This window comes from Burkholderia sp. 4M9327F10 (assembly GCF_005503145.1).
GTDB lineage: Bacteria > Pseudomonadota > Gammaproteobacteria > Burkholderiales > Burkholderiaceae > Paraburkholderia.
On record NZ_SCNV01000020.1, the window covers coordinates 103131 to 125481 of the forward strand.

General features: G+C 62.6%; 17 protein-coding genes. 2 read left to right on the top strand and 15 right to left on the bottom strand.

Annotation, left to right across the window (positions count from 1 at the left end; genetic code table 11):
• Positions 1 to 3: 3 nt before the first annotated feature.
• The 13 genes from FFS45_RS19440 to coq7 all read right to left on the bottom strand — a co-directional run bounded on the left by FFS45_RS19440 (position 4) and on the right by coq7 (position 15085).
• A complete protein-coding gene (locus FFS45_RS19440; RefSeq protein WP_137956253.1) occupies positions 4 to 945 on the bottom strand; it encodes a D-alanine--D-alanine ligase in 942 nt (313 codons plus the stop codon).
• The gene (murC, locus tag FFS45_RS19445; protein ID WP_137956254.1) at positions 942 to 2336 is read right to left on the bottom strand and encodes a UDP-N-acetylmuramate--L-alanine ligase; all 1395 of its coding nucleotides are present in this window, start codon (positions 2334 to 2336) and stop codon (positions 942 to 944) included. The genes FFS45_RS19440 and murC overlap by 4 nt, the downstream gene beginning before the upstream one ends.
• Positions 2333 to 3490 (bottom strand): undecaprenyldiphospho-muramoylpentapeptide beta-N-acetylglucosaminyltransferase, encoded by a 1158-nt coding sequence (gene murG, locus FFS45_RS19450; RefSeq protein WP_137956255.1) that lies wholly within the window; start codon positions 3488 to 3490, stop codon positions 2333 to 2335. Before murG ends, murC begins: the two co-directional genes overlap by 4 nt.
• Entirely contained in the window at positions 3487 to 4749 is a 1263-nt protein-coding gene (gene ftsW, locus FFS45_RS19455) for a putative lipid II flippase FtsW (RefSeq protein WP_137956256.1), read from the bottom strand. Before ftsW ends, murG begins: the two co-directional genes overlap by 4 nt.
• The gene (murD, locus tag FFS45_RS19460; RefSeq protein WP_137956257.1) at positions 4746 to 6260 is read right to left on the bottom strand and encodes a UDP-N-acetylmuramoyl-L-alanine--D-glutamate ligase; all 1515 of its coding nucleotides are present in this window, start codon (positions 6258 to 6260) and stop codon (positions 4746 to 4748) included. The genes ftsW and murD overlap by 4 nt, the downstream gene beginning before the upstream one ends.
• A gap of 27 nt (positions 6261 to 6287) precedes the next feature.
• Positions 6288 to 7457, bottom strand: coding sequence for a phospho-N-acetylmuramoyl-pentapeptide-transferase (gene mraY, locus FFS45_RS19465; protein ID WP_137956258.1), 1170 nt, complete (start codon positions 7455 to 7457; stop codon positions 6288 to 6290).
• 17 nt (positions 7458 to 7474) lie between these two features.
• Positions 7475 to 8899: a UDP-N-acetylmuramoyl-tripeptide--D-alanyl-D-alanine ligase gene (murF, locus tag FFS45_RS19470; protein WP_137956259.1), complete on the bottom strand. Its 1425-nt coding sequence runs from the start codon at positions 8897 to 8899 to the stop codon at positions 7475 to 7477.
• A complete protein-coding gene (locus FFS45_RS19475; RefSeq protein WP_137956260.1) occupies positions 8896 to 10455 on the bottom strand; it encodes a UDP-N-acetylmuramoyl-L-alanyl-D-glutamate--2,6-diaminopimelate ligase in 1560 nt (519 codons plus the stop codon). The genes murF and FFS45_RS19475 overlap by 4 nt, the downstream gene beginning before the upstream one ends.
• Positions 10452 to 12320, bottom strand: coding sequence for a penicillin-binding protein 2 (locus tag FFS45_RS19480; protein WP_137956261.1), 1869 nt, complete (start codon positions 12318 to 12320; stop codon positions 10452 to 10454). The genes FFS45_RS19475 and FFS45_RS19480 overlap by 4 nt, the downstream gene beginning before the upstream one ends.
• Positions 12317 to 12673: a cell division protein FtsL gene (gene ftsL / locus FFS45_RS19485; RefSeq protein WP_137956262.1), complete on the bottom strand. Its 357-nt coding sequence runs from the start codon at positions 12671 to 12673 to the stop codon at positions 12317 to 12319. The genes FFS45_RS19480 and ftsL overlap by 4 nt, the downstream gene beginning before the upstream one ends.
• A complete protein-coding gene (gene rsmH, locus FFS45_RS19490) occupies positions 12670 to 13623 on the bottom strand; it encodes a 16S rRNA (cytosine(1402)-N(4))-methyltransferase RsmH (protein ID WP_137956263.1) in 954 nt (317 codons plus the stop codon). The genes ftsL and rsmH overlap by 4 nt, the downstream gene beginning before the upstream one ends.
• 15 nt (positions 13624 to 13638) lie before the next feature.
• Positions 13639 to 14067: a division/cell wall cluster transcriptional repressor MraZ gene (gene mraZ, locus FFS45_RS19495; RefSeq protein WP_137956264.1), complete on the bottom strand. Its 429-nt coding sequence runs from the start codon at positions 14065 to 14067 to the stop codon at positions 13639 to 13641.
• Positions 14068 to 14455: 388 nt separating this feature from the next.
• Positions 14456 to 15085 carry a 2-polyprenyl-3-methyl-6-methoxy-1,4-benzoquinone monooxygenase gene (gene coq7, locus FFS45_RS19500; protein WP_137956265.1) on the bottom strand — a complete coding sequence of 210 codons (630 nt, stop codon included), beginning with the start codon at positions 15083 to 15085 and terminating at the stop codon, positions 14456 to 14458.
• A gap of 301 nt (positions 15086 to 15386) precedes the next feature.
• On the opposite strand from coq7, the gene FFS45_RS19505 reads away from it, so the two are divergent.
• Positions 15387 to 16583, top strand: coding sequence for a porin (locus FFS45_RS19505; RefSeq protein WP_137956266.1), 1197 nt, complete (start codon positions 15387 to 15389; stop codon positions 16581 to 16583).
• 266 nt (positions 16584 to 16849) lie between these two features.
• Here the strand turns inward: FFS45_RS19505 and FFS45_RS19510 are convergent, their stop codons facing one another.
• Both FFS45_RS19510 and FFS45_RS19515 read right to left on the bottom strand, forming a co-directional pair.
• Entirely contained in the window at positions 16850 to 18523 is a 1674-nt protein-coding gene (locus FFS45_RS19510; protein WP_137956267.1) for a long-chain fatty acid--CoA ligase, read from the bottom strand.
• 169 nt (positions 18524 to 18692) lie between these two features.
• Positions 18693 to 20771, bottom strand: a complete 2079-nt coding sequence (locus FFS45_RS19515) for a molybdopterin oxidoreductase family protein (protein WP_137956268.1) — start codon at positions 20769 to 20771, stop codon at positions 18693 to 18695.
• A gap of 174 nt (positions 20772 to 20945) precedes the next feature.
• Here FFS45_RS19515 and FFS45_RS19520 point away from each other — a divergent pair, with 174 nt between their 5' ends.
• Positions 20946 to 22139, top strand: coding sequence for a M20 aminoacylase family protein (locus FFS45_RS19520; RefSeq protein ID WP_137956274.1), 1194 nt, complete (start codon positions 20946 to 20948; stop codon positions 22137 to 22139).
• The last annotated feature ends 212 nt before the right edge of the window (positions 22140 to 22351 follow it).

Below are 22351 nucleotides of genomic sequence, written 5' to 3' on the forward strand. Positions count from 1 at the left end.
ACGTCAGTCCTTCAGCGTGAGCGCCAACACGCTCACGACCAGTTCTTTGTAGCTGATACCCACCGCGCGCGCCGCTTTCGGCGGCAGCGAGTGGTCGGTCATGCCCGGCGCCGTATTCACTTCGAGGAAATACGGGTTGCCCTCACCGTCCAGCATGAAATCGGCACGGCCCCAGTCGGTGCAGCCGAGCACGTCGAAGGCGCGGCGCGCCAGCGCCTTCAGGCGCGCTTCCTCGGCCGGCGCCACACCGCACGGAATCAGGTACTGCGTGTCGTTGGCGACATACTTCGCGTGATAGTCGTAGAACTCGCCCGCCGGCACGATACGGATCACCGGCAAATCCAGGTCGCCCGCGATGCACGCGGTGTATTCGCCGCCGCCTTCGATGCTCTTTTCCACCACCACGATCTTGTCGAACTTCGCGGCTTCTTCGAGCGCGGCCGGCAACGCGTCGGCGCTCTTCACCTTGATCACCGCGACGCTCGAGCCTTCGCTCGCCGGCTTCACGAACAGCGGCAAGCCCAGCCTGGCGACGATGTCCGCGGCGCGCGCCGCATAGTCGTCACCACGCAGCACGGCTTCGAACGGCGGCGTCGGCACGCCCAGTTGCTGCCACACGAGCTTGGTGCGGAACTTGTCCAGACCGAGCGCCGAACCCAGCACGCCGCTGCCGGTATAGCGAATGCCATAAAAATCGAGCGCGCCCTGAATCTGGCCGTTCTCGCCATAGCCGCCGTGCAGCGCGTTGAACGCGCGCACAAAGCCCTCCTCCTTCAATGCCGCGAGCGGACGCTCAGCGGGATCGAACGGATGCGCGTCGATGCCGGCCTCGCGCAGTCCCTGCACCACGAGCCGGCCCGAGTTGAGCGACACTTCGCGCTCGGCGGATTCACCGCCGAGCAGCACGGCCACTTTGCCGAACGTCTTTGGATCGATACTGCTCATTTCACACCTTCGTTTTGCGCGAGACGGCCCGGCACACCGCCGATCGAACCCGCGCCCATCGTGATCACCACATCGCCTTCGCGCACGAGCGCCGCAAGCGCGTCCGGCACTTCATCCACCGTTTCGACAAACACCGGCTCGGTCTTGCCCGCCACGCGGATCGCGCGCGCGAGCGCCCGGCCGTCGGCCGCGACGATCGGCGCTTCGCCCGCCGAATAGACTTCCGTCAACACCAGCGCATCGACGGTGGACAGCACCTTCACAAAATCTTCGAAGCAGTCACGCGTGCGCGTGAAGCGGTGCGGCTGGAACGCCAGCACCAGACGCCGGTCAGGGAACGCGCCGCGGGCCGCGGCAATCGTCGCGGCCATTTCAACCGGGTGATGGCCGTAGTCGTCGACCAGCGTGTAGGTGCCGCCAGACGTCGCCGGCACTTCGCCGTAGCGCTGGAAGCGCCGGCCTACGCCGTTGAAATCCGCCAGCGCTCGCTGGATATCGGCATCTTTCACCTCAAGTTCAGTCGCAATCGCAATCGCGGCCAAAGCGTTCTGCACGTTGTGCGTGCCGGGCAGGTTCAGCACGATGTCGATCGGCGCCGCATCTTCGCGCATCGCCGTGAAATGCATCCGGCCGTCGTGAGCCTCGACGTTCACCGCGCGCACCTGTGCATCCGGCGCGAGACCGTAGCGGATGATCGGCTTCGAGACGAACGGCAGGATCTCCTTCACATTCGGATCGTCGACGCATAGCACGGCGATGCCGTAGAACGGCAGGCGATGCGTGAACTCGATAAACGCCTGCTTGAGCCGCGCGAAGTCGTGACCGTAGGTGTCCATGTGATCGGCGTCGATATTCGTGATGACTTCGATCACCGGGAACAGATTCAGGAACGACGCATCCGACTCGTCCGCTTCGGCGACGATGAAGTCGCCAGTACCCAGACGCGCGTTCGCGCCCGCACTGATCAGCCGGCCGCCGATCACGAAGGTCGGATCCAGGCCACCCGCTGCGAGCACGCTCGCCACCAGCGAAGTGGTCGTGGTCTTGCCGTGCGTGCCGGCAATCGCGATGCCCTGCTTCAGACGCATCAGTTCCGCGAGCATCACGGCGCGCGGCACGATCGGGATGCGTCGATGCCGCGCGGCCAGCACTTCCGGGTTGTCACTGCGCACGGCCGTCGAGACGACCACGGCGTTCGCGCCTTCGATGTTGCCGGCGTCGTGACCGATTGCAATGCGCGCGCCGAGCGCGGCGAGCCGGTCGGTCACGGCGTTCTTCGCGAGATCCGAGCCGCTCACCTGATAGCCGAGGTTCACCAGCACTTCGGCGATGCCGCTCATGCCTGCGCCGCCGATACCGACGAAATGAATATGTTTAACGATGTGTTTCATTGTTGCCTTCCTTCTGTGCTCGGGCTCTGGCTCGGGATGACACCCGCCACGTTCGCGCAGATCTGCGCGACCTGTTCCGTGGCATCGGGTTTCGCGAGCGAGCGCGAACGCTCTGCCATTTCCGCGAGGCTCTCGCGGGTCTGGCTGCGCAACCAGGCGGCGAGACCGTCCACCGTCAGATCGCGTTGCTGCACGACGAGCGCCGCGCCTTGATCGGCGAGAAACGCTGCGTTGGTTGTCTGGTGATCGTCCACCGCGTGCGGGAACGGCACGAAAAACGCCGCCACGCCCACGGCCGCGATCTCGGCGACCGTCATCGCGCCGGAACGGCAGATCACCAGATCCGCATTCGCGTAGGCGCTCGTCATGTCGTCGATGAACGGCACGAGCCGTACGTTCGCGTCTTCACCTGCCTCACCGGCCCCATCATTGGCGGCCAGCAAACCTGCTTCCACATAGTTCGCTTTCAGCGCGTCGATATGCTTCGCGCCTGCCTGATGCACGATGCGCGGACGTTCCCTTGGGTCGAGCAAGGCCAGCGCACGCGGCACCACTTCGTTCAGCGCCGCCGCCCCCAGACTGCCTCCAACCACCAGTACATTCAGCGGACCGCTGCGTTGCGCGTAGCGTGCTTTGGGTGGCAATGCGCGCGCAAGTTCCTCACGAATCGGATTTCCGGTCCATTCAGCGTGCGGCAAGGCATTCGGGAACGCTACGAGCACACGTTTCGCGACTTTCGCCAGCACCTTGTTGGCGAGGCCGGCGATCGAATTCTGTTCATGCAGCACCAGCGGACGGCCGCTGAATGCGGTCATCAACCCGGCCGGGAACGTGATGTAACCGCCCATGCCGAGCACGACGTCGGGCTTCACGCGCCGCAGCACGCTTAAGCTCTGGGCGCAGGCGCGCAGCAGGTTGACCGGCAACATCAGCTTGGTCTTCAGGCCCTTGCCGCGCAGACCGCCGAAGCGCACGTATTCCATCGGGATGCCATGCCTGGCAACGAGCGAAGCTTCCATCCCCGCGGGGTTGCCGAGCCATACGACCTTCCAGCCCCACGCCTGCATCAGATGGGCGACCGCGAGCCCCGGGAACACATGTCCCCCGGTGCCTCCGGCCATCACCATCAGTGTGCGTTGATGCGTGGGCGTCATACCTTCCCTCCGCGCATCAGCACCCGGTTCTCGTAGTCGACGCGCATGAGCACCGCAACCGCCACGCAGTTCAGCAAAATGCCCGAACCGCCGTAGCTGACGAGCGGCAGCGTAAGACCCTTGGTCGGCAGCAAGCCGAGGTTCACGCCCATATTGATGAAGGTCTGCGCGCCGAACCACAGGCCCACGCCCTTCGCTACCAGGCCTGCAAACGTGCGATCGAGCGCCAGCGCCTGACGGCCAATTTCGAACGAGCGGCGCACGATCCAGTAAAACATCAGGATCACGACCAGCACGCCCACGAAACCCAGCTCCTCGCCGATCACGGCAAGGATGAAGTCGGTATGCGCTTCCGGAAGGTAGTTGAGCTTTTCGACACTGCCGCCGAGGCCCACGCCAAACCACTCGCCGCGCCCGAAGGCGATCAGCGAGTGCGTCAATTGATACGCCTTGCCCTGTGCGTAACGGTCGTCCCACGGATCGAGGTACGCGAAGATCCGCTCGCGACGCCACGGTGACGCCCACACCAGCAGGCTGAAGGTGCCGACCGCAGTCGCCACCAGGCCGCCGAACAGCTTTCCGTTCACGCCGCCGAGGAACAGCACGCCCATCGCGATCGCCGCGATCACCATGAACGCACCCATGTCCGGCTCGAGCAGCAGCAGCGCACCGACCACGCCCACGGCAAACGCCATCGGCAAAAAGCCCTTGGCGAAGCTATGCATGTATTCCTGCTTGCGCACGGTGTAGTTCGCCGCGTAGATCGTCACGGCGAGCTTCATGATTTCCGACGGCTGCATGTTCGTGATACCGAGCGGAATCCAGCGGCGCGCGCCGTTCACGCCCTTGCCGACGTGCGGAATCAGCACGATCACGAGACCCAGCAAAGCCAGCAAAAACAGCTTCGGGGCGTACTTGTCCCAGGTCGAAACGGGAATCCGGAACGCGATCACGCCGACCACCGAGCCCATCACCACGAAGATGATCTGGCGGACGAGGAAGGCCCAGTCGCGGTACGACGAGTACTTCGGCGAGTCCGGCATCGCAATCGACGCCGAGTACACCATCACGATGCCGAGACCCAGCAGCGCAATGACCACCCACAGGAGCGAATGGTCGTAATCGAGCATGCGCGAGCGCAGCGGACGCACGCCGTTGACGGCGCTCGCGAGGCCGCTCGAACTGCGGCCCACGCTGGCATCGCCGACGGAGCCGCGCTGCTTGGCGAGGCGCGAACCGAAGCGTTCCGACCAGCTCATATCATCGTCCCCCGTTCGGCCGCGATATCTTCAACCGTGCTGCGGAACACAGCCGCACGATGCGCGTACCCCTTGAACATGTCGAAGCTCGCACAGGCCGGCGACAGCAGCACCGCGTCGCCTGGTTGCGCGAGCGCTGCCGCGGCGCGCGTGGCTTCTTCGAGCGTGGTGTGATCGGTCAGCGCGATGCCGGTGTCGGCGAGTGCGGCGCGGATCAGCGGCGCATCGCGGCCGATCAGCATCACCGCGCGGCACCAGCGCATCACCGGCGCGGCGAGCGGGTCGAAGTCCTGCCCCTTGGCATCACCACCGGCAATCAGCACCGCGCGTTGCGCAAGGCCATCGAGCGCCGCGACGGTCGCGCCGACGTTGGTGCCCTTGCTGTCATCCACATAGTCGATGCCGTCGATCGACGCGATCAGTTCCACGCGATGCGGCTCGCCACGGTACTCGCGCAAGCCATGCAGCAACGGTGCGCCCGGCAAATCGATTGCCCGCGCCAACGCGAACGCCGCAAGCGCGTTGGCGGCATTGTGCAGGCCGCGGATGCGCAGCGCGTCGGCCGGCATCAGGCGCTTCAGCGCGATGCTTGCCGGCGCGACGGACTCGCTCTTGCGGCGGCGGGTTGGCACCGGCTCATCCGTGGCGTCACGGTCATGTGCTTCCACCAGCCAGATAATTCCGTTATCGCGCATCAGGCCGTAGTCGCCCGGGCGGGTCGGCTCGGTCAGGCCGAAGGTGACCACCGGCGCCGCGCTGTCGGCGGGAGGTGTGAGCGCCATCACGCGAGCGTCATCGCGGTTCAGCACGCGCACGGTATTCGCCGCGAAGATCCGGCCCTTCGCGGCCGCGTAGGCGTCGAGGCCGCCGTGCCAGTCGAGGTGATCCTGCGTGATGTTGAGAACGACCGCCGCATCCGGTGCGAACGTGTGCGCCGTCTCCAACTGGAAGCTCGACAGTTCGAGCACCCAGACATCGGGCAGCGCGGTGTTGTCGATCGCTTCGGTGAGCTTGTCGAGCGCGGCCGGGCTGATATTGCCCGCCACCGCGACCTTCTTGCCCGCGCGTTCGCACAGAAGGCCGGTCAGACTCGTCGTGGTGGTTTTGCCGTTGGTGCCGGTGATCGCGATCACTTTCGGCGCATAGCCGCTCTCGCCGAGCGTCTTCAGCGCCTGGGCGAAGAATTCGAGTTCGCCCCACACGGGGATGTCCTTCTCGCGCGCTTCGGTAATCAGCGGCAGCAGATCGGCGGCGAGCGGCGACAAACCGGGGCTGATCGCCACCAGTTCGACGCCATCGAGAAGTACAGGCGAAAACGGGCCGCCGACAAAATCGGCATCGATGCCATGCGCTTCCAGCCCGGACAGGTTCGGCGGCACCTCGCGCGTGTCCGCCACGCGCAGCCGACACCCGTGCCGCGCGCACCAGCGCGCCATCGCGAGACCCGATTCACCGAGTCCCAGCACGAGCACCATCGGCTTTTGCCGATCCCGAAACTTCTCGCCAAACATCGCTTTCCCTTTTACTTCGTCAACTGCTTAACGCAACTTGAGCGTGGACAAACCGAACAGACACAGCATCAACGTGATGATCCAGAAACGCACGACAACTTGCGTTTCCTTCCAGCCGGACAATTCAAAGTGGTGGTGCAGCGGCGCCATCTTGAAGAGGCGCCGGCCTTCGCCGTAACGGCGCTTGGTGAACTTGAACCACGTCACCTGCAACATTACGGACAGCGTCTCCGCCACGAAAATGCCGCCCATGATGAAGAGCACGATCTCCTGACGCACTATCACCGCGATCGTGCCGAGCGCGCCGCCCAGCGCCAGCGCGCCGACGTCACCCATGAACATCTGCGCGGGGTGCGTGTTGAACCAGAGGAATGCGAGCCCTGCCCCACCCATCGCGGAACAGAAAATCAGCAGTTCACCGGCGCCGGCAATATGCGGGAACAGCAGGTATTTCGAGTACACCGAGCTGCCCATCACATACGCGAACACGCCGAGCGACGCGCCCACCAGCACGACCGGCATGATCACCAGGCCGTCGAGGCCGTCGGTCAGATTCACGGCATTGCTGGCGCCGACGATCACCAGATACGTCAGCACGATGAAGCCCCACACGCCGAGCGGATAGCTGATCGACTTGAAGAACGGCAGCATCAGGTCGGCGTGCGGCGGCAGGCCCATCGACAGGCCGCTGCGCACCCACGCCATGAACAGATCGTAGACACGCACGTTGCTCGCTTCGGACACGCTGAAGGCGAGATACACGGCGGCGAACAGACCGATCACCGATTGCCAGAAATACTTCTCGCGCGACGACATGCCGCGCGGGTCCTTGTAGACCACCTTGCGGTAATCGTCGACCCAGCCGATCACGCCGAAACCGAACGTGACGAGGATCACGATCCAGATAAAGCGGTTGGTCAGATCGGCCCACAGCAGCGTCGACACCGCGATGCCGAGCAGGATCAGTACGCCGCCCATGGTCGGCGTGCCGGATTTGACGAGGTGGGTTTGCGGGCCATCTTTACGGACGGCCTGGCCTACCTTCATGGCAGTCAGCTTGCGGATCACCGCCGGGCCGCAGACGAGCCCGATCAACAGCGCGGTGATCGTGGCCGCGACAGCCCGGAAAGTCAGATAACTGAACACGCGCAAGAAGCTTGCGTCATTCTGCAGCCATTGCGCCAGCGCCAGTAGCATGCTTCGGTCCTTCTATTTCAATGTGCACCGGGCGCTGCGCCCGGTGCGGTGGGTTGTGGACTCGTTACGGCGTCCACCACGCGTTCCATTTTCATGAAACGCGAGCCTTTCACGAGAAGCGTTACTGCAGCGCCGTTTCCTGCTGACTGCGCGGCCTGCAGCAGTTGCGCGACGAGCGCAGCGACGTCATCGACGTGATGCGCACCCGCGCCATACGCGGTGCAGGCATCGCGCGACGCATCGCCGAGCGCGTACAGCGCGTCGATGCCGCGTTCCTTGGCGTAAGCACCAATTTCGCGGTGGAACGCCGGACCGTTGTCGCCGACTTCGCCCATGTCGCCCATCACCAGCACGCGTGGGGACGGCCGGGAAGCGAGCACGTCGATAGCAGCGCGCATCGAATCGGGGTTGGCGTTGTAGGTGTCGTCGATCACGGTGGCGCCGGCAAGCGCGCCGAGCGCTGCGTGCTTGACCTGCAGACGCCCTTTCACCGCGCCGAACGATTCGAGCCCGCGCCGGATGGCGTCGAGCGAGACGCCCGCCGCGAGCGCAGCCGACGTGGCGGCCAGTGCGTTGTGCGCGTTGTGGTCGCCGAGCACCTGCAGCGTGACATCGAGGTGGCCTTCCGGCGTGTCGATGCTCAGCAGGTTGCCGGTGAACGTGCCCGTTACGGCGGCTTCGGTCGAACGATCCGCCGAGTTCAATGCGAAATCGACGATGCGGTTGCCGGTCGCGGCAACGCGCCAGATGCTCGCGTAGGCGTCATCCGCCGGAAACACCGCGACGCCGTCGGCAGAGAGCGCATGAATCACGCTGGCATGTTCCAGTGCGACCGCTTCGACCGTCGCCATGAATTCCTGGTGCTCGCGCTGCGCGTTGTTCACCACGGCCACCGTCGGCTCGGCGATCTTGCCGAGCAAGGCGGTTTCGCCCGGATGATTCATGCCGAGTTCGACCACCGCCAACTGGTGCGTGGCGGTGAGACGAAACAGCGTCAGCGGCAAACCGATGTCGTTGTTGAAGTTGCCGGCGGTCGCAAGGCGAGCGTCTGCGCCGACCGCCGCTGCGAAAATCGACGCGATCATTTCCTTGACCGTCGTCTTGCCGTTGCTGCCCGTCACAGCCACGAGCGGCATCGCGAAGCGACGACGCCAGCCGCGTGCGAGCGCGCCGAGCGCGACGCGCGTGTCGGCCACTTTCAATGCGGGTATCGGCCAATTCGCAGGCGTGTGCGTCACCAGCGCCGCCGCGATGTGGCGTGCGGCCACGTCCGGCAGGAAGTCGTGCGCGTCGAAACGATCGCCCTTCAGCGCGACGAACAGATCGCCTGGACCGGCCGTGCGGCTATCCGTCGAGACATGCTCGAACGTGACGCTATCGTCTCCAATGACGGTCGCGCCCGGGATCAGCGCGGCGGCTTCGCGCAGCGAAAACATCGTCATTCGCCACCTCCGCGAGCGTGCGTCGCGCGGGCAGCCAGCGCGAGGCGTGCGTGATCCTGATCGGAGAAAGCGCGTTTCTTGCCCATGATTTCCTGTGTTGCTTCGTGTCCCTTGCCGGCCAGCACGATCACGTCTTCACACGCCGCGCTGCGAATCGCCTGCAGGATGGCGCTCGCACGATCCTCGATGCGGCGCGCCTTCGACGCGTCTTTCATGCCGGCGGCAATCTGGTCGAGAATCGTCTGCGGGTCTTCGCTGCGCGGGTTGTCGCTCGTCACGATCACGCCGTCGGCCAGCTTTTCCGCAATCGCCCCCATCAGCGGGCGCTTGGTCGCATCCCGATCACCGCCGCAGCCGAACATGCAGATCAGCTCGCCGCCGCGCGCTGCCGCCATCGGGCGCAACGCTTCGAGGGTCTTTTCCAGTGCGTCCGGTGTGTGGGCGTAGTCGATCACGACGAGCGGCTCGTCGTTTTGCAGCCGGCCGCCGAGGCGTTGCATGCGGCCGTTCACCGGCTCGAGCTTCGCCAGTTCGGCCAGCGCGGCGTCGAACGGGATGTCGGCCGCGAGCAGCGCGCCAAGTACGCCCAGCAGGTTGCTGACATTGAATGCGCCGAGCGTCTGCACTTCGACCTCAGCGTCACCCCAGTCGGAGGTGGTCAGGTAAAACGCCGTGCCGGTCGCGGTCGCGCGCACGTCGGCCGCGTGCAGCCAGGCGTCGGCCTGCGGTGCTGCGATATCCGCTGCCTCGGCCCGCGTGCCGAGACCATAGGCGATCGTGCGTACGTGACCCCGGGTGCCGGCAAGCAGTCGTTGACCGGCTGCGTCATCGTGATTGATCACCGCGCAACGTAGCTCCGGCCACGCGAACAGGCGCGCCTTGGCAGCCTCGTAGGCGGCGAAGGTGCCGTGGTAATCGAGGTGATCCTGAGTGAGATTGGTGAATACGGCGATATCGAACGCCGTACCGTTCACGCGTCCCTGATGCAGCGCGTGCGATGACACTTCCATCGCCACGCCCTTGGCTCCCGCGTCGCGCAATTGCGCGAGGCTGCGCTGCAATTGCGGCGCGTCGGGTGTCGTGAAGCCCGTGTGCACGAGGTGTCCCGGCATACCGCTGCCCAGCGTGCCGATAATGGCGCAGGGCGTGCCGAGCGCGCTCAGCGCGGCAGCAATCCACTGGCTGCACGAAGTCTTGCCGTTGGTGCCGGTCACGCCGACTACCCGCATCGAATCGCTAGGGTCGCCATACCAGTTGCTTGCAATCGAACCCGCCAGTTCGTTCAGCGCAGGCACAGCCAGCGCCAGTGCGGGGTCCGGCGAGCCTGTGAAATTCTCGGGCTGGAACAGCACCGCAGCCGCGCCGCGTTCGATTGCGCTGTCGATAAACGGGCGGTTGTCGGCGCCATCGACGGCATAGGCGAGGAACACATCACCCGCCGCAAGCGAGCGCGTGTCGGCGTGCAGGTGAGCACCTGGCTGGACGCGAGCGCGCAGCCAGGTGAGTGCGTCGGCGATTTGCCGGTGCGCTGGATGCTTCGAACGTAGCGCACTCATCGAACCACTCCCGGATGGCTTTTCGCGTTGGCCGCGATGGTCATTTTCTTGGCGCCGCCACCCGTAGCGAGTTTCTTGGCGGCCGGCGGCGGCAGCGTCGGCGCGGCCGGAGCAACCGGCGCCGAATCATCCGAGACCACCATCTGCTTGACCGGCATGTCCGGCGGAATGTTGAGCGAGCGCAGGGTGTCACCGGCGATTGCAGAAAACACCGGACCCGACACCTGACCGCCGAAGTGGCTGCCGGCCGTCGGTTCGTCCACCGACACGGCCACCACGATGCGCGGATCCGGCATCGGCGCCATGCCGACGAACGACGCGCGGTACTTCGATTTGTCGTAACCGTGCGCGCCGTGCTTGTAAGCCGTGCCGCTCTTGCCGCCTACGCGGTAGCCCGGCACCGCCGCGTCCGGCGAGGTGCCGCCAGGCGCAACCACGGTTTCGAGCATCGCGCGCACTTCGCGAGCGGTGACCGGCGAGAAAATCTGCGGCCCGTTGACCGGCTGGTCGCCAGGGTTGCGGAAGATCGTCACCGGTAGGATTTCGCCGTCGTGGGCAATAGCGGTATACGCACGCGCCAGCTGGAACAGCGAAGCGGACAGGCCGTAGCCATACGACATCGTCGCCTGCTCGATGCGGCGCCAGCTCTTCCACGGACGCAAATGGCCCGCCGTCGCGCCCGGGAAGCCGATTTTCGGCGCCTGGCCAAGACCGATGCTGGTATACATATTCCACATTTCTTCGGGCTTGAGCGTCATGGCGATCTTCGTCGCGCCGATGTTGCTCGATTTCTGAATCACACCGCCAACCGTCAACACGCCGAACGCGCTGTCGTCAGTGATCGTCGCGCCATCGAGATTAAAGTGGCCCGGCCCCGTGTCTACCAGTGTAGTCGGCGCCACGCGATGCAGATCGAGCGCGAGCGAGATCGTGAACGGCTTCATGATCGAGCCCGGCTCGAACTCGTCGGTCAGCACGCGGTTGCGCAACTGGTCGCCGGTCAGGTGCGAGCGGTCATTCGGGTTGAAGGTCGGATAATTGACGAGCGCCAGCACTTCGCCGGTGCGCACGTCGATCACCATGGCCGCGCCGGCCTTGGCCTTGAATTTTTCGACTGCGGCCTTCAGGTTCGTATAGGCGATGTACTGGATCTTGCTGTCGATCGCCAGATCCACGTCCCGGCCGTTGTGCGGCACAACCTGCTCGTCGACATCCTCAATGACGTGCCCCATCCGGTCCTTGATGACGCGACGGATGCCCGGCATGCCCTCGAGCTGCTTCTGGTCGCCGAGTTCGACACCTTCCTGACCCTCGTCCTCGACATTGGTAAAGCCGATCAGGTGAGCCGCAATTTCGCCTTCGGGATAGAAGCGCTTGTATTCGTCACGCTGATAAATACCGGGAATGTCGAGCGCCGCCACCTGCGCGGCGACGTCGACCGGCACCTGGCGTTTCACATAGACAAAGTTCTTGTCTTCGGAAAGCTTGGCGCGCAGTTCGGTATTCGTCATACCGAGCAGCTTGCCGAGCGCAGCCAGCTTGTCCGCACCGAGATCGTCGGGCACAGATTCGGGAATCGCCCAGATGGCGCGCACCGGCAGACTCGTGGCGAGCACGAGACCGTTGCGGTCGAGAATCTTGCCGCGCGTCGCCGGCAACTCGAGCGTGCGCTGATAGCGGCTTTCGCCTTGCTTCTGATAAAACGCGTTGCCCGGACCCTGAATCCAGAATGCGCGGCCGGCGAGTGCGACGAACGCCATGAACAGCATGAACACGACGAGCTTCGAGCGCCACATCGGCAGGCGCACGGACAGGATCGGGTTCGAGGCGAACGGGACGCTCTTGCGGTTCGACGTCTTTTTCATCGCGCGCCCCCGTGACGGCTGGTGAGCGGGGTCGATGCCGAAGCCGGCGCCGAAGTGGGCACCGGCGCGTCTTCAGCCGAAGCGGCGCCCGGGTCGAGCGTCAGGTATTGGGTGCGGCCCGTCATGACGGCCTGCATTTTCAGCGAGTCCGTCGCAAGCTGCTCGATGCGCGAGGTCTTCGACAGCGCGCTCTGCTGATATTGAAGCTGCGAATAGTCCTGCTGCAGTTGGCGCTCCTGCGACTGGGCGCGCTGCAACTGGATAAAGATCTGGCGCTGCTGATTCGTGGCGTTGACTACAGACAATGCACAACCCATTACAACAATCAGCAGAAAGATATTGAGGCGGCTCATGGCGCAATACGCTCCGCCACGCGCATCACAGCAGAACGGGCACGCGGGTTGGCAGCGACTTCAGCGTCGCTCGCGAACACGCGGCCAATGACCTTGAGCGGCGGGCTGGGCAAGTCGACTGCACGGATCGGCAGGCGGCGGTCGACCGCAGGCGTACTGGCGTGCGCCTGCATGAACCGTTTGACGATCCGATCCTCGAGCGAATGAAAGCTGATCACCACCAGCCGCCCCCCTTGCTCCAGCAGCGCTAGCGCTGCTTCTAAAACGACTTGCAGCTCCGCAAGCTCTTGATTGATGTGAATCCGTATAGCTTGAAAGGTGCGGGTTGCCGGATCCTTGCCCTTCTCACGGGTCTTGACGACGTTAGCCACGATTTGGGCAAGCTCGCCCGTGCTGACGAGAGGCCCAAGACGGTCGGACTCTGCCCGGCGAGCAACAAGCGCCTTTGCAATCTGAAAAGCAAACCGTTCTTCCCCATAATCTCGTATAACCTCCGTCAGTTCCTGCACCGTGGCCCGCGCCAGCCAGTCAGCAGCAGACTCGCCGCGCGTCGGGTCCATCCGCATGTCGAGCGGGCCGTCGGCGCGGAAACTGAAACCCCGCTCCGGATCGTCGACTTGCGGCGACGACACGCCCAGATCCAGCAACACCCCCGACACCCGCCCTACCCCGCGCTCCGCAATCGCGTCACGCAGTGAAGCAAAACTCTCATGCACGATCTCGAAGCGCGGATCGGCAATCTTCTGAGCCGTGGCGATGGCGAGCGGGTCTTTGTCGAATGCGATCAGCCGCCCCGACTCGCCCAGCTTGCCCAATACCGCACGGCTATGACCGCCGCGTCCGAACGTGCCATCCACATAGACGCCGTCCGGGCGCTTCACCAACGCCTCGACCGCTTCTTCCAGCAGCACCGTGCGATGCTGCAATTCGTTTCCCATCGCAGGTGCCATATATGTAAACCGCGATCAGAACGTGAAATTCTTCAACGCATCGGGCATGCCCTGCGCCATCGCCGCCTGCTCCTTGGCAGCGTAGGTTTGCGCATCCCACAACTCGAAGTGACTACCCATACCCAGCAACATCACTTCCTTTTCCAGCGAAGCCGCCAACCGCAATTCAGGAGAGACCAGCACGCGACCCGCGCCGTCGAGATCGACATCCGAAGCATTGCCAAGGAAAATCCGCCGCCACCAGTGGGCGTCCATCGGCAGTGCGGCGATCTTGGTGCGGAAGACTTCCCATTCCGGGCGCGGAAATAGCAACAGGCAGCCGTCCGGGTGCTTGGTGATCGTCACCCGGCCTTCTGCCTGTCCTTGCAGCGCATCCCGATAGCGAGCCGGGACGGACATCCGCCCCTTCGCATCGAGTGTCAGCGCCGACGCCCCTTGGAACACTTCCGCTCTCCCCTAAAACGGCACGTTGCGCCGCTCGCCTGTTCTCGAAAATTTACCCGAATACCCCTCGGGAATCACACAAAAATACACTTTCTCACACTGTCTCCCACTTTAGAGGAAGGCCAAACGGGGGTCAAGGGAGAAGCACGGATTTTTAACGAAATTTGTTTGTTAGAACAAGGACTTAGCGCGACTCCTTCACGTCAGACCTAAAACGGAAAACCGTTATAAATGAATGCACTAGTGCAACTTGTGAAGGTGATACGTGAAAAGTCCGGGCGAAAGGCGTGGAATCTAAGCGATCTGCGGCGGGGGATCAGACGAATCAGCGGAGGGATTAAAGCGATCAGGCGGACGGCACGCATGGCGCCGTCCCACTTCGGAGCGATTAAACGTAGTAAGCAGTCCGGGTCATGATTTTCGACGCAGCGCGCATGAGCGCACGTGCGGGAAACGGCAGCTCGACACCGCCGGCGTCGAGCGCGGCTTTGCCATGCGCGGCTTCGTCAGCACGCATCTGTTCGACGATGGCGCGCGATTCGAGATCCGCCTCGGGCAGCTTCTCCAGATGGCTGTCCAGATGCTGCTCCACCTGGCGCTCGGTCTCCGCCATGAAGCCAAGGCTCACCCGGTCGCCAAAGCGTCCGGCTATGAGACCCAGAGCAAGCGCGCCGGTGTACCAAAGCGGATTCAGCAGGCTTGGCCGTGAGTCGAGCGCCTCAAGGCGACGCGACGTCCAGGCCAAGTGATCTTCCTCTTCGCGCGCCGCGTGCTCGAATGCCTCTTTCAAGGTCGGCGAACGGGTGGCGAGTTTTTGCGCCTGGTAGAGCGCCTGCGCGCAGACTTCACCGACATGATTCACACGCATCAGGCCAGCGGCATGCTCGCGCTCTGCCGGCGACAGTTCCGGCGCTTCAGCAGACTCAGGCGGAACCGGAACAGGACGGCTCATCCGCGACACGCCCGTCATTGAGCGTAAACCCCGATCCAGCTCGGTAATCAATTCATCCAGCACCATCCAGCCCTCCCGGTTCGACCCACCAGCCCGGATGCTCCAAAGCTCCGTGTGGCGTGCGTTTGCGGAGCAAAATCGCGCGCTGGAAACTCCGGTTAAGGGCTGATTTCATGGCTAATTTTCAATTTTAGACCATGTTGCGTAAACGAAACAGGAACGTTCCGAGCTACCTGCTTTTTCTTTGTGCAAAGTAGGCCTTTTGTTACATTACCTGCAACTTCTCGCGAAGTTAGATAGCAAGGCTTCGACGCACCATAAATATTCGCCTTGTAGAAAAAATTTGCATTTCCTTGGAGATCACTCGATGAAAAAGTCGCTTCTCGCTCTCGCAGCATTGGGCGCGTTTGCTGGTGTCGCTCATGCGCAGAGCAGCGTGACCCTGTATGGCATAATTGACGAAGGTTTCAACATCAACACCAACTCGGGTGGCCAACACCTGTACAACCTGTCGAGCGGCGTTCTGCAAGGCAGTCGTTGGGGCCTGCGCGGCGCTGAAGACCTCGGCGGCGGCCTGAAGGCAATCTTCGTGCTGGAAAACGGTTTTGACGTGAACACCGGTAAGCTGGGTCAAGGCGGTCTCGAGTTTGGCCGTCAAGCCTATGTCGGTCTGTCGAGCCCCTACGGCACGGGTACGTTGGGCCGTCAGTACGACTCTGTTGTTGACTACGTCGGTCCGCTGGAAGTCGGTGACCAATGGGGTGGCTACATTGCAGCTCACCCGGGCGACATCGACAACTTCAATAACACGTACCGCACCAACAACACGATCAAGTACACCAGCCAGAACTACAACGGCCTGACGTTCGGCGGCACGTATAGCTTCGGTGGCATCGCGGGCAACGTCTCGGCGAACCAGATCTGGTCGTTGGGCGCTGGCTACAACAACGGTCCCCTCGTTCTCGGCGTCGGTTACTTGAACGCACGCACCCCGGCAGCGTCGGGCGGCATCTTCAACGATGGCGGCACAATCGCAACGAACACAGCCAAGACGGCTACGGCAGCTGCTAGCTACGCAGTGACGTCGTCGGTGTACGCCGGCTTCGCATCGGCTAACACGTACCAGGTGGTCGGTGCTGGTGGTGCCTACACGTTCGGTGCAGCAACGATCGGCGCGACGTACTCGAACATCCGCTTCGGCAACCTCGGCAAGACGTTCTCGTCGCCTTACGCTGGTCAGTCGGCTACGTTCAACAACGCGGAACTCAACTTCAAGTATCAGTTGACCCCCGCATTGCTGATCGGCGCAGCATATGACTACACCCGCGGCGTCGATATCGCCGGCGAATCGCGTGCCCAGTACCACCAGGGCGCAGTGGGTGTGGACTACTTCCTGTCCAAGCGTACCGACGTGTACCTGACGGGCGTGTATCAGCACGCTCTGGGCGACACGCTGAATTCGTCGGGCGAGACGGTCGCTGCAACGGCGAACATCAACGGCCTGTCGGCTTCGTCGAACCAGAACCAGTTCACGGCTCGCATCGGTATCCGCCACAAGTTCTAATAAGTCGTAACAAAGCGGTATGTCTCAAAGGCGCCTTCGGGCGCCTTTTTTTCTTGGGCGCAAAAATCTGGTTGCCGCGTGGGTGGCCGGTGCGACAGGTGCCCGGAACCATCAAGTGGAGTCCACGGCTGGTTGGTCCGCGGCCGCCGCTCCCGTACCGCAAACGGCAAAAAGCCCGACAGGCATGGCGCCTGTCGGGCTTTTTTGATCAAGCGGGGTGGCTTATTTCGCTCGCCTCGACGCGCCGCCAGGCAAAGCGCGCGGCGCTACGCCCGGCCGTCGCGCAATTCCCGTCGCAAGATCTTGCCAACGTTGCTCTTAGGCAGCTCCGTGCGGAACTCGATGATCTTCGGCCGCTTGTAACCGGTGAGTTGCTCCTTGCAGAACGCGAAGATGTCCGCGTCCGTCAGCGCCTGATCCTTCTTGACCACGTAAAGCTTCACCGCTTCGCCCGAGTGCTGGTCAGGCACGCCCACCGCGGCAACTTCGAACACGCCCGGCAGCTTGGCAACCACGTCCTCGACTTCATTCGGATACACGTTGAAGCCGGACACCAGAATCATGTCCTTCTTGCGATCGACAATCTTCACGTATCCCGCGTCGCTCACAATACCGACGTCACCCGATTTGAAGAAGCCATCCGGCGTCATCACCTTGGCGGTTTCGTCCGGCCGGTTCCAGTAGCCGGCCATCACCTGCGGACCGCGAATGCAGATTTCGCCGGGCTGGCCGGGCGGCACCTCGTTGTTTTCGTCATCGCGAATCGAGATTTCGGTCGACGGCAGCGGCAAACCGATCGTGCCGCTGTATGCGGTGACCGTCACCGGGTTACAGGTCACGCACGGCGAGGTCTCGGACATCCCATAACCTTCAACGATCGGAGTATGGGTCTTCTCATACCAGCGCTTGGCCACGGCTTCCTGGACCGCCATCCCTCCGCCATTCGCAACAAGCAGATTCGAAAAGTTGAGCTTGTCGAAATCGGGGTGGTTGAGCATCGCGTTATAGAGCGTGTTCACCGCCGGAATGGTCGTGATCGCGTAGCCCTGTAATTCCTTGATCATGCCGCTGATGTCGCGCGGATTTGGAATCAGCACGCCGAGGCCACCCGTGCGAACGGTCAGCAGGCCGCAGACCGTCAAGGCGAAAATGTGATAAAGCGGCAGCGCCACAACCGTGATGAACTGATCAATGTCGTCTCGTCCCGCGCGAGCCGGATCAAGCCATATCTGCGACTGCAAGACGTTGGCGATCAGATTGCGATGCGTCAAGGTTGCGCCTTTCGCCACACCGGTCGTGCCGCCGGTGTATTGCAGGAACGCCACGTCTTCCGGCCCCTGTTTGACCGGCTTGAATTCGTGGCGAGCACCTTCCGCAATCGCGGCGTTGAACTTGATGTGGCCGGGGAGACTCCATGCCGGCACCATCTTTTTCACGCGGCGCACGACGAAGTTGACGATGAGTCCTTTCGCGCCCATCAGGTCGCCCATCGCTGCGACGATCACATGCTTGATCGCCGTATTGCGCACCACGGCCTGCAGCGTCACCGCAAAATTCTCGAGCAGGATAATGGCTTCGGCGCCGCTGTCCTTGAGCTGATGTTCGAGCTCGCGCGGCGTGTACAGTGGGTTCACGTTCACCACCACATAGCCGGCACGCAGGATGGCCGCGATTGCGACAGGGTACTGCAGCACATTGGGCATCATGATGGCGATACGAGCGCCACGCGCAATGCCCTTCGACTGGAACCACGCCGCCAGCTTGCGCGACAAGGCGTCGAGCTCGCCATACGTGATCTGCTTGCCCATGCAGACGAACGCCGGCTTGGTGCGATATTCGCGGAAGCTTTCTTCGAACAGGTCTGCAACGGACGAGTACTGACTCGTGTCGATTTCTGCTGGAACGCCGGGCGGATATGATTTCAGCCAGATTTTTTCCATGCGGCGTCTCCTCCTTTATTTTCGAATGGTCGTGCTAAAAACGCATCGTAGCATGCGGCCCAGTCCACTAATCGCGAATGCACATGGGTTAGACGCCGCCCTCGAACGCGGTTTGCAACGGATGGCGTGCGACACACGCCTGTGAATGACCAGAATTTCAGGCTGGATTTCAAGCGCGCTCGACTTCGACGAGGCAGTCGTAGAAGGTAGCCGAGCCGCCTAAATCGGTCAGGGCCTGACTCGTCACCTGATTCGCGTTGCAGCCGTCGGCAGCAAGCTTCTTCCACCAGATGGACAGGCCGACCACGAGACCCTCGCGCGCCTTGTCGGTGACGCGCGCGCGTGCCTGCATCGAGCCGCGATCGTTAAAGATACGTACCAGATCGCCGTCTATCACCCCGCGAACCCGCGCATCGGCGGGGTGAATATCGAGATGAGGCTCGCCTTCCGTCGAACGCAAACTCTCCACGTTGACGAAGGTACTGTTCAGGAAATTACGGGCCGGCGGCGAGATCATCGCCAGCGGATAACGGGCTGCCAGTTCCGGGTCGCCGTCGGCAGATTCATGGGGCGGCAAATAGTCGGGTAACGGATCGAGCCCTTGCTGTGCCAGGCGCTCGCTGAAAAACTCGCACTTGCCTGACGGCGTGCGAAACCCTCCTTCCGCAAACGGAGCGTCGGGCAGATTCAGTTTCACCCACCCGGTTCGCTTCAACGACTCCCAGTCGGTACCGCCAAAGACCGGGTCGTCCCAGCGTACTGCTTGCGCCGCCACGGTCTCGTCGCTCTCGAACAGCGCGGGCTCCTGCAGGTTCATATGACGGGCGATGCCGCGGAAAATTTCAGTGTTGGGCCGGGCCTCGCCCACCGGCTGGATTGCCGGCAGGTTCACCATCACGTGGGTGTGACCATAGGACTTGTGCAGATCGAGGTGTTCGAGTTGGGTGGTCGCGGGGAGCAGAAGATCGGCGTAGTCGGCGGTATCGGTCTGGAAATGTTCAAGGACGATCGTAAACAGATCCTCTCGCGCAAAGCCCGCAGCAACCCGCGCCGAGTCTGGCGCAACCGCGACAGGATTCGAGTTATAGACGATCACCGCCTCGACTTTGGGACCGAATTGCGCGTCGCCGGGATGCAGCAAAGCATTGCCGATCTCGTTCATATTGATGACGCGCGGAGTCTTGGCGGGCCACCCGGGGATCAAGTCGGGACGTTGCAATGCGTGAGAATCAACCGGCGCCCATCCCGACGAGGACAGCAAGGCCCCGCCGGACCGCTCACGCCAGGCGCCGGTCAGCGACGGCAGACAAGCGATCGCGCGGACCGCGTTGCCTCCGCCGCGCACTCGCTGCAAGCCGTAATTCATGCGAATCGCGGCCTTGCGGGTTCCGCCGTACAGGCGGGCAAGGTCGACAATCGTTTGTGCGTCGATCCCACAGATTTGTGCGACACGCGCGGGCGTGTACGTAAGCGCACGAGCCTTTAGCGCCTCGAAACCCAGCGTATGGTCGGCGATATAGGCGTAATCGAGCAGATCTTCCGTGATCAGCACATGCATCATCCCGAGCGCAAGTGCCCCGTCAGTGCCCGGCTTGATGGCCATATGCTGATGGCATTTTTCCGCTGTCAACGAGCGATACGGATCGATGGCGATAAGGCGCGCGCCGTGACGCTTGGCCTCCTGCGCACGGGTCCAGAAGTGCAGATTCGACGCAATCGGATTCGAGCCCCAGATCAGGATGAGTTCGCTTTCGGCAAAGAACTCCGTGAGCATGCCAAGACTGGCGCCATAGGTGTATTTGAGGCCAGCGGCGCCGGCTGCCGCGCAAATCGTACGGTCGAGTTGGGACGCGCCGATCTTGTGGAAGAACCGCTGGGCAATGCTGTCGCCTTGTACGAGACCCATCGTGCCCGCATAGCTGTAAGGAACGATCGCCTCAGGCGCGCGAGCCGCGATCTCCGTTAGGCGCGTCGCCGCCAGTTGCAACGCCTCGTCCCAACCGATCGGCTCGAAGCGGCCCTCGCCCTTTGCGCCGACGCGGCGCATCGGGGTTGTCAGACGGCGCGGATGATGGACACGTTCTGCGTAGCGGCTAACCTTGGTGCACAAGACGCCTTGGGTCGGTGGATGATCAGGATCTCCTGTCACCTTGACCGCCCGCCCATTCTCGACGGTGACGCGCATCGCGCAGGTATCCGGGCAGTCGTGCGGACAAACTGCGCGGGCGAATTCGATCGGGGCATTCATTAAGGCGATCCGTGAAAGGACGATTTGTCGCAAATTGTGATTTTATTACGTCCCAATCGCATGCATGCAGCCACACCGCCAAAATTGCGGGTGGGCGTAGAATTGAACGCACGATTACCGAGCCCGGGCAAAGATGCCTCGAGCAATTCAATGCACAGCGAAGTACACCTCACCATGAAACTGATCCCCGAAATCCAGGCCGCTCAAGGCGAGATACAAACCCTCCGACGAACGATTCACGCCCACCCAGAACTGCGTTACGAAGAAACTCAGACATCCGACCTGGTCGCGAAGAGTTTGAGCGACTGGGGTATCGAGGTGCATCGTGGGCTCGGCAAAACCGGGGTTGTGGGCATTCTGAAGCGTGGCAGCAGCGAGCGGGCAATAGGCCTGAGGGCCGACATGGACGCCCTGCCGATCCACGAATTGAACAGCTTCGAGCATCGTTCACGCCACGAAGGAAAAATGCATGCGTGTGGGCATGATGGCCATACGGCCATGCTGCTGGGCGCAGCGCGGCATCTGGCCAGGCATGGAGAGTTCGACGGCACAATCGTGTTCATTTTCCAGCCGGCCGAAGAAGGCGGCGCGGGCGCGCAGGCGATGATCGACGACGGATTGTTTACCCGATTTCCGGTCGATGCTGTCTTTGGCATTCACAACTGGCCAGGTATGCCAGCGGGGCATTTCGGGGTAACGGAAGGCCCGATCATGGCATCGAGCAACGAATTTCGCATCGCAATCAAAGGCGTAGGCTCGCACGCGGCGATGCCGCACAACGGACGCGATCCAGTGTTTACAGCGGTGCAGATCGCCAGTGGGTTGCAGAGCATTATCACGCGCAACAAGAAACCGCTTGATACGGCGGTGCTATCGATCACGCAGATTCACGCCGGCGACGCAGTGAATGTGGTTCCCGACGAGGCCTGGATTGCGGGAACCGTACGAACATTCACTACGGAGACGCTCGACCTGATCGAGTCACGTATGCGCAAGATTGCGGAAAATACCGCCGCGGCATATGACTGCTCGGTGAATATCGTTTTTCATCGCAACTATCCACCGACGGTGAATAGCGTCGAAGAAACGCGTTTTGCTGCTTCCGTCATGAAAGAGGTTGTGGGTGCGGCAAACGTCGACGAGGCCGTCGAACCTACGATGGGCGCAGAAGACTTTTCGTTCATGCTGCTGGCGAAGCCGGGTTGCTACGCCTTTCTCGGTAATGGAGGGGGTGGGCACCGGGACGCTGGGCACGGTGCGGGCCCGTGCATGCTGCATAACGCGAGTTACGACTTCAACGATGATCTCTTGCCGATTGGATCGACGTATTGGGTCAGGCTGGCGCAAAAGTTTCTCGCGCAAGCTTAGGCTGTGTAGATCGGTTGTTTGTGAACTCCGGGACGGGGGTGTGGTCAGTCCCGGGAATTCAACCGTTTTCCGGACGCGTAAACGCAAAAACCCCACCTTTTGGGGTGGGGTTTCTGTTGCTGCTAGGGAGCCTGACGATTACCTACTTTCACACGGGTAATCCGCACTATCATCGGCGTGGAGTCGTTTCACGGTCCTGTTCGGGATGGGAA

Bases quoted from the DNA above. Each gene is read 5' to 3' on its own strand.
- coq7 (WP_137956265.1), bottom strand. From the start codon at position 15,085: ATGGTGCTGGATGAATTGATTACCGAGCTGGATCGGGGTTTACGCTCA.
- murC (WP_137956254.1), bottom strand. From the start codon at position 2,336: ATGAAACACATCGTTAAACATATTCATTTCGTCGGTATCGGCGGCGCA.
- FFS45_RS19510 (WP_137956267.1), bottom strand. From the start codon at position 18,523: ATGGAAAAAATCTGGCTGAAATCATATCCGCCCGGCGTTCCAGCAGAA.
- FFS45_RS19475 (WP_137956260.1), bottom strand. From the start codon at position 10,455: ATGAGTGCGCTACGTTCGAAGCATCCAGCGCACCGGCAAATCGCCGAC.
- ftsL (WP_137956262.1), bottom strand. From the start codon at position 12,673: ATGAGCCGCCTCAATATCTTTCTGCTGATTGTTGTAATGGGTTGTGCA.
- ftsW (WP_137956256.1), bottom strand. From the start codon at position 4,749: ATGAGCTGGTCGGAACGCTTCGGTTCGCGCCTCGCCAAGCAGCGCGGC.
- FFS45_RS19505 (WP_137956266.1), top strand. From the start codon at position 15,387: ATGAAAAAGTCGCTTCTCGCTCTCGCAGCATTGGGCGCGTTTGCTGGT.
- FFS45_RS19520 (WP_137956274.1), top strand. From the start codon at position 20,946: ATGAAACTGATCCCCGAAATCCAGGCCGCTCAAGGCGAGATACAAACC.
- FFS45_RS19480 (WP_137956261.1), bottom strand. From the start codon at position 12,320: ATGAAAAAGACGTCGAACCGCAAGAGCGTCCCGTTCGCCTCGAACCCG.
- murD (WP_137956257.1), bottom strand. From the start codon at position 6,260: ATGTTTGGCGAGAAGTTTCGGGATCGGCAAAAGCCGATGGTGCTCGTG.
- rsmH (WP_137956263.1), bottom strand. From the start codon at position 13,623: ATGGCACCTGCGATGGGAAACGAATTGCAGCATCGCACGGTGCTGCTG.
- murF (WP_137956259.1), bottom strand. From the start codon at position 8,899: ATGACGATGTTTTCGCTGCGCGAAGCCGCCGCGCTGATCCCGGGCGCG.
- murG (WP_137956255.1), bottom strand. From the start codon at position 3,490: ATGACGCCCACGCATCAACGCACACTGATGGTGATGGCCGGAGGCACC.
- FFS45_RS19515 (WP_137956268.1), bottom strand. From the start codon at position 20,771: ATGAATGCCCCGATCGAATTCGCCCGCGCAGTTTGTCCGCACGACTGC.
- mraY (WP_137956258.1), bottom strand. From the start codon at position 7,457: ATGCTACTGGCGCTGGCGCAATGGCTGCAGAATGACGCAAGCTTCTTG.
- FFS45_RS19440 (WP_137956253.1), bottom strand. From the start codon at position 945: ATGAGCAGTATCGATCCAAAGACGTTCGGCAAAGTGGCCGTGCTGCTC.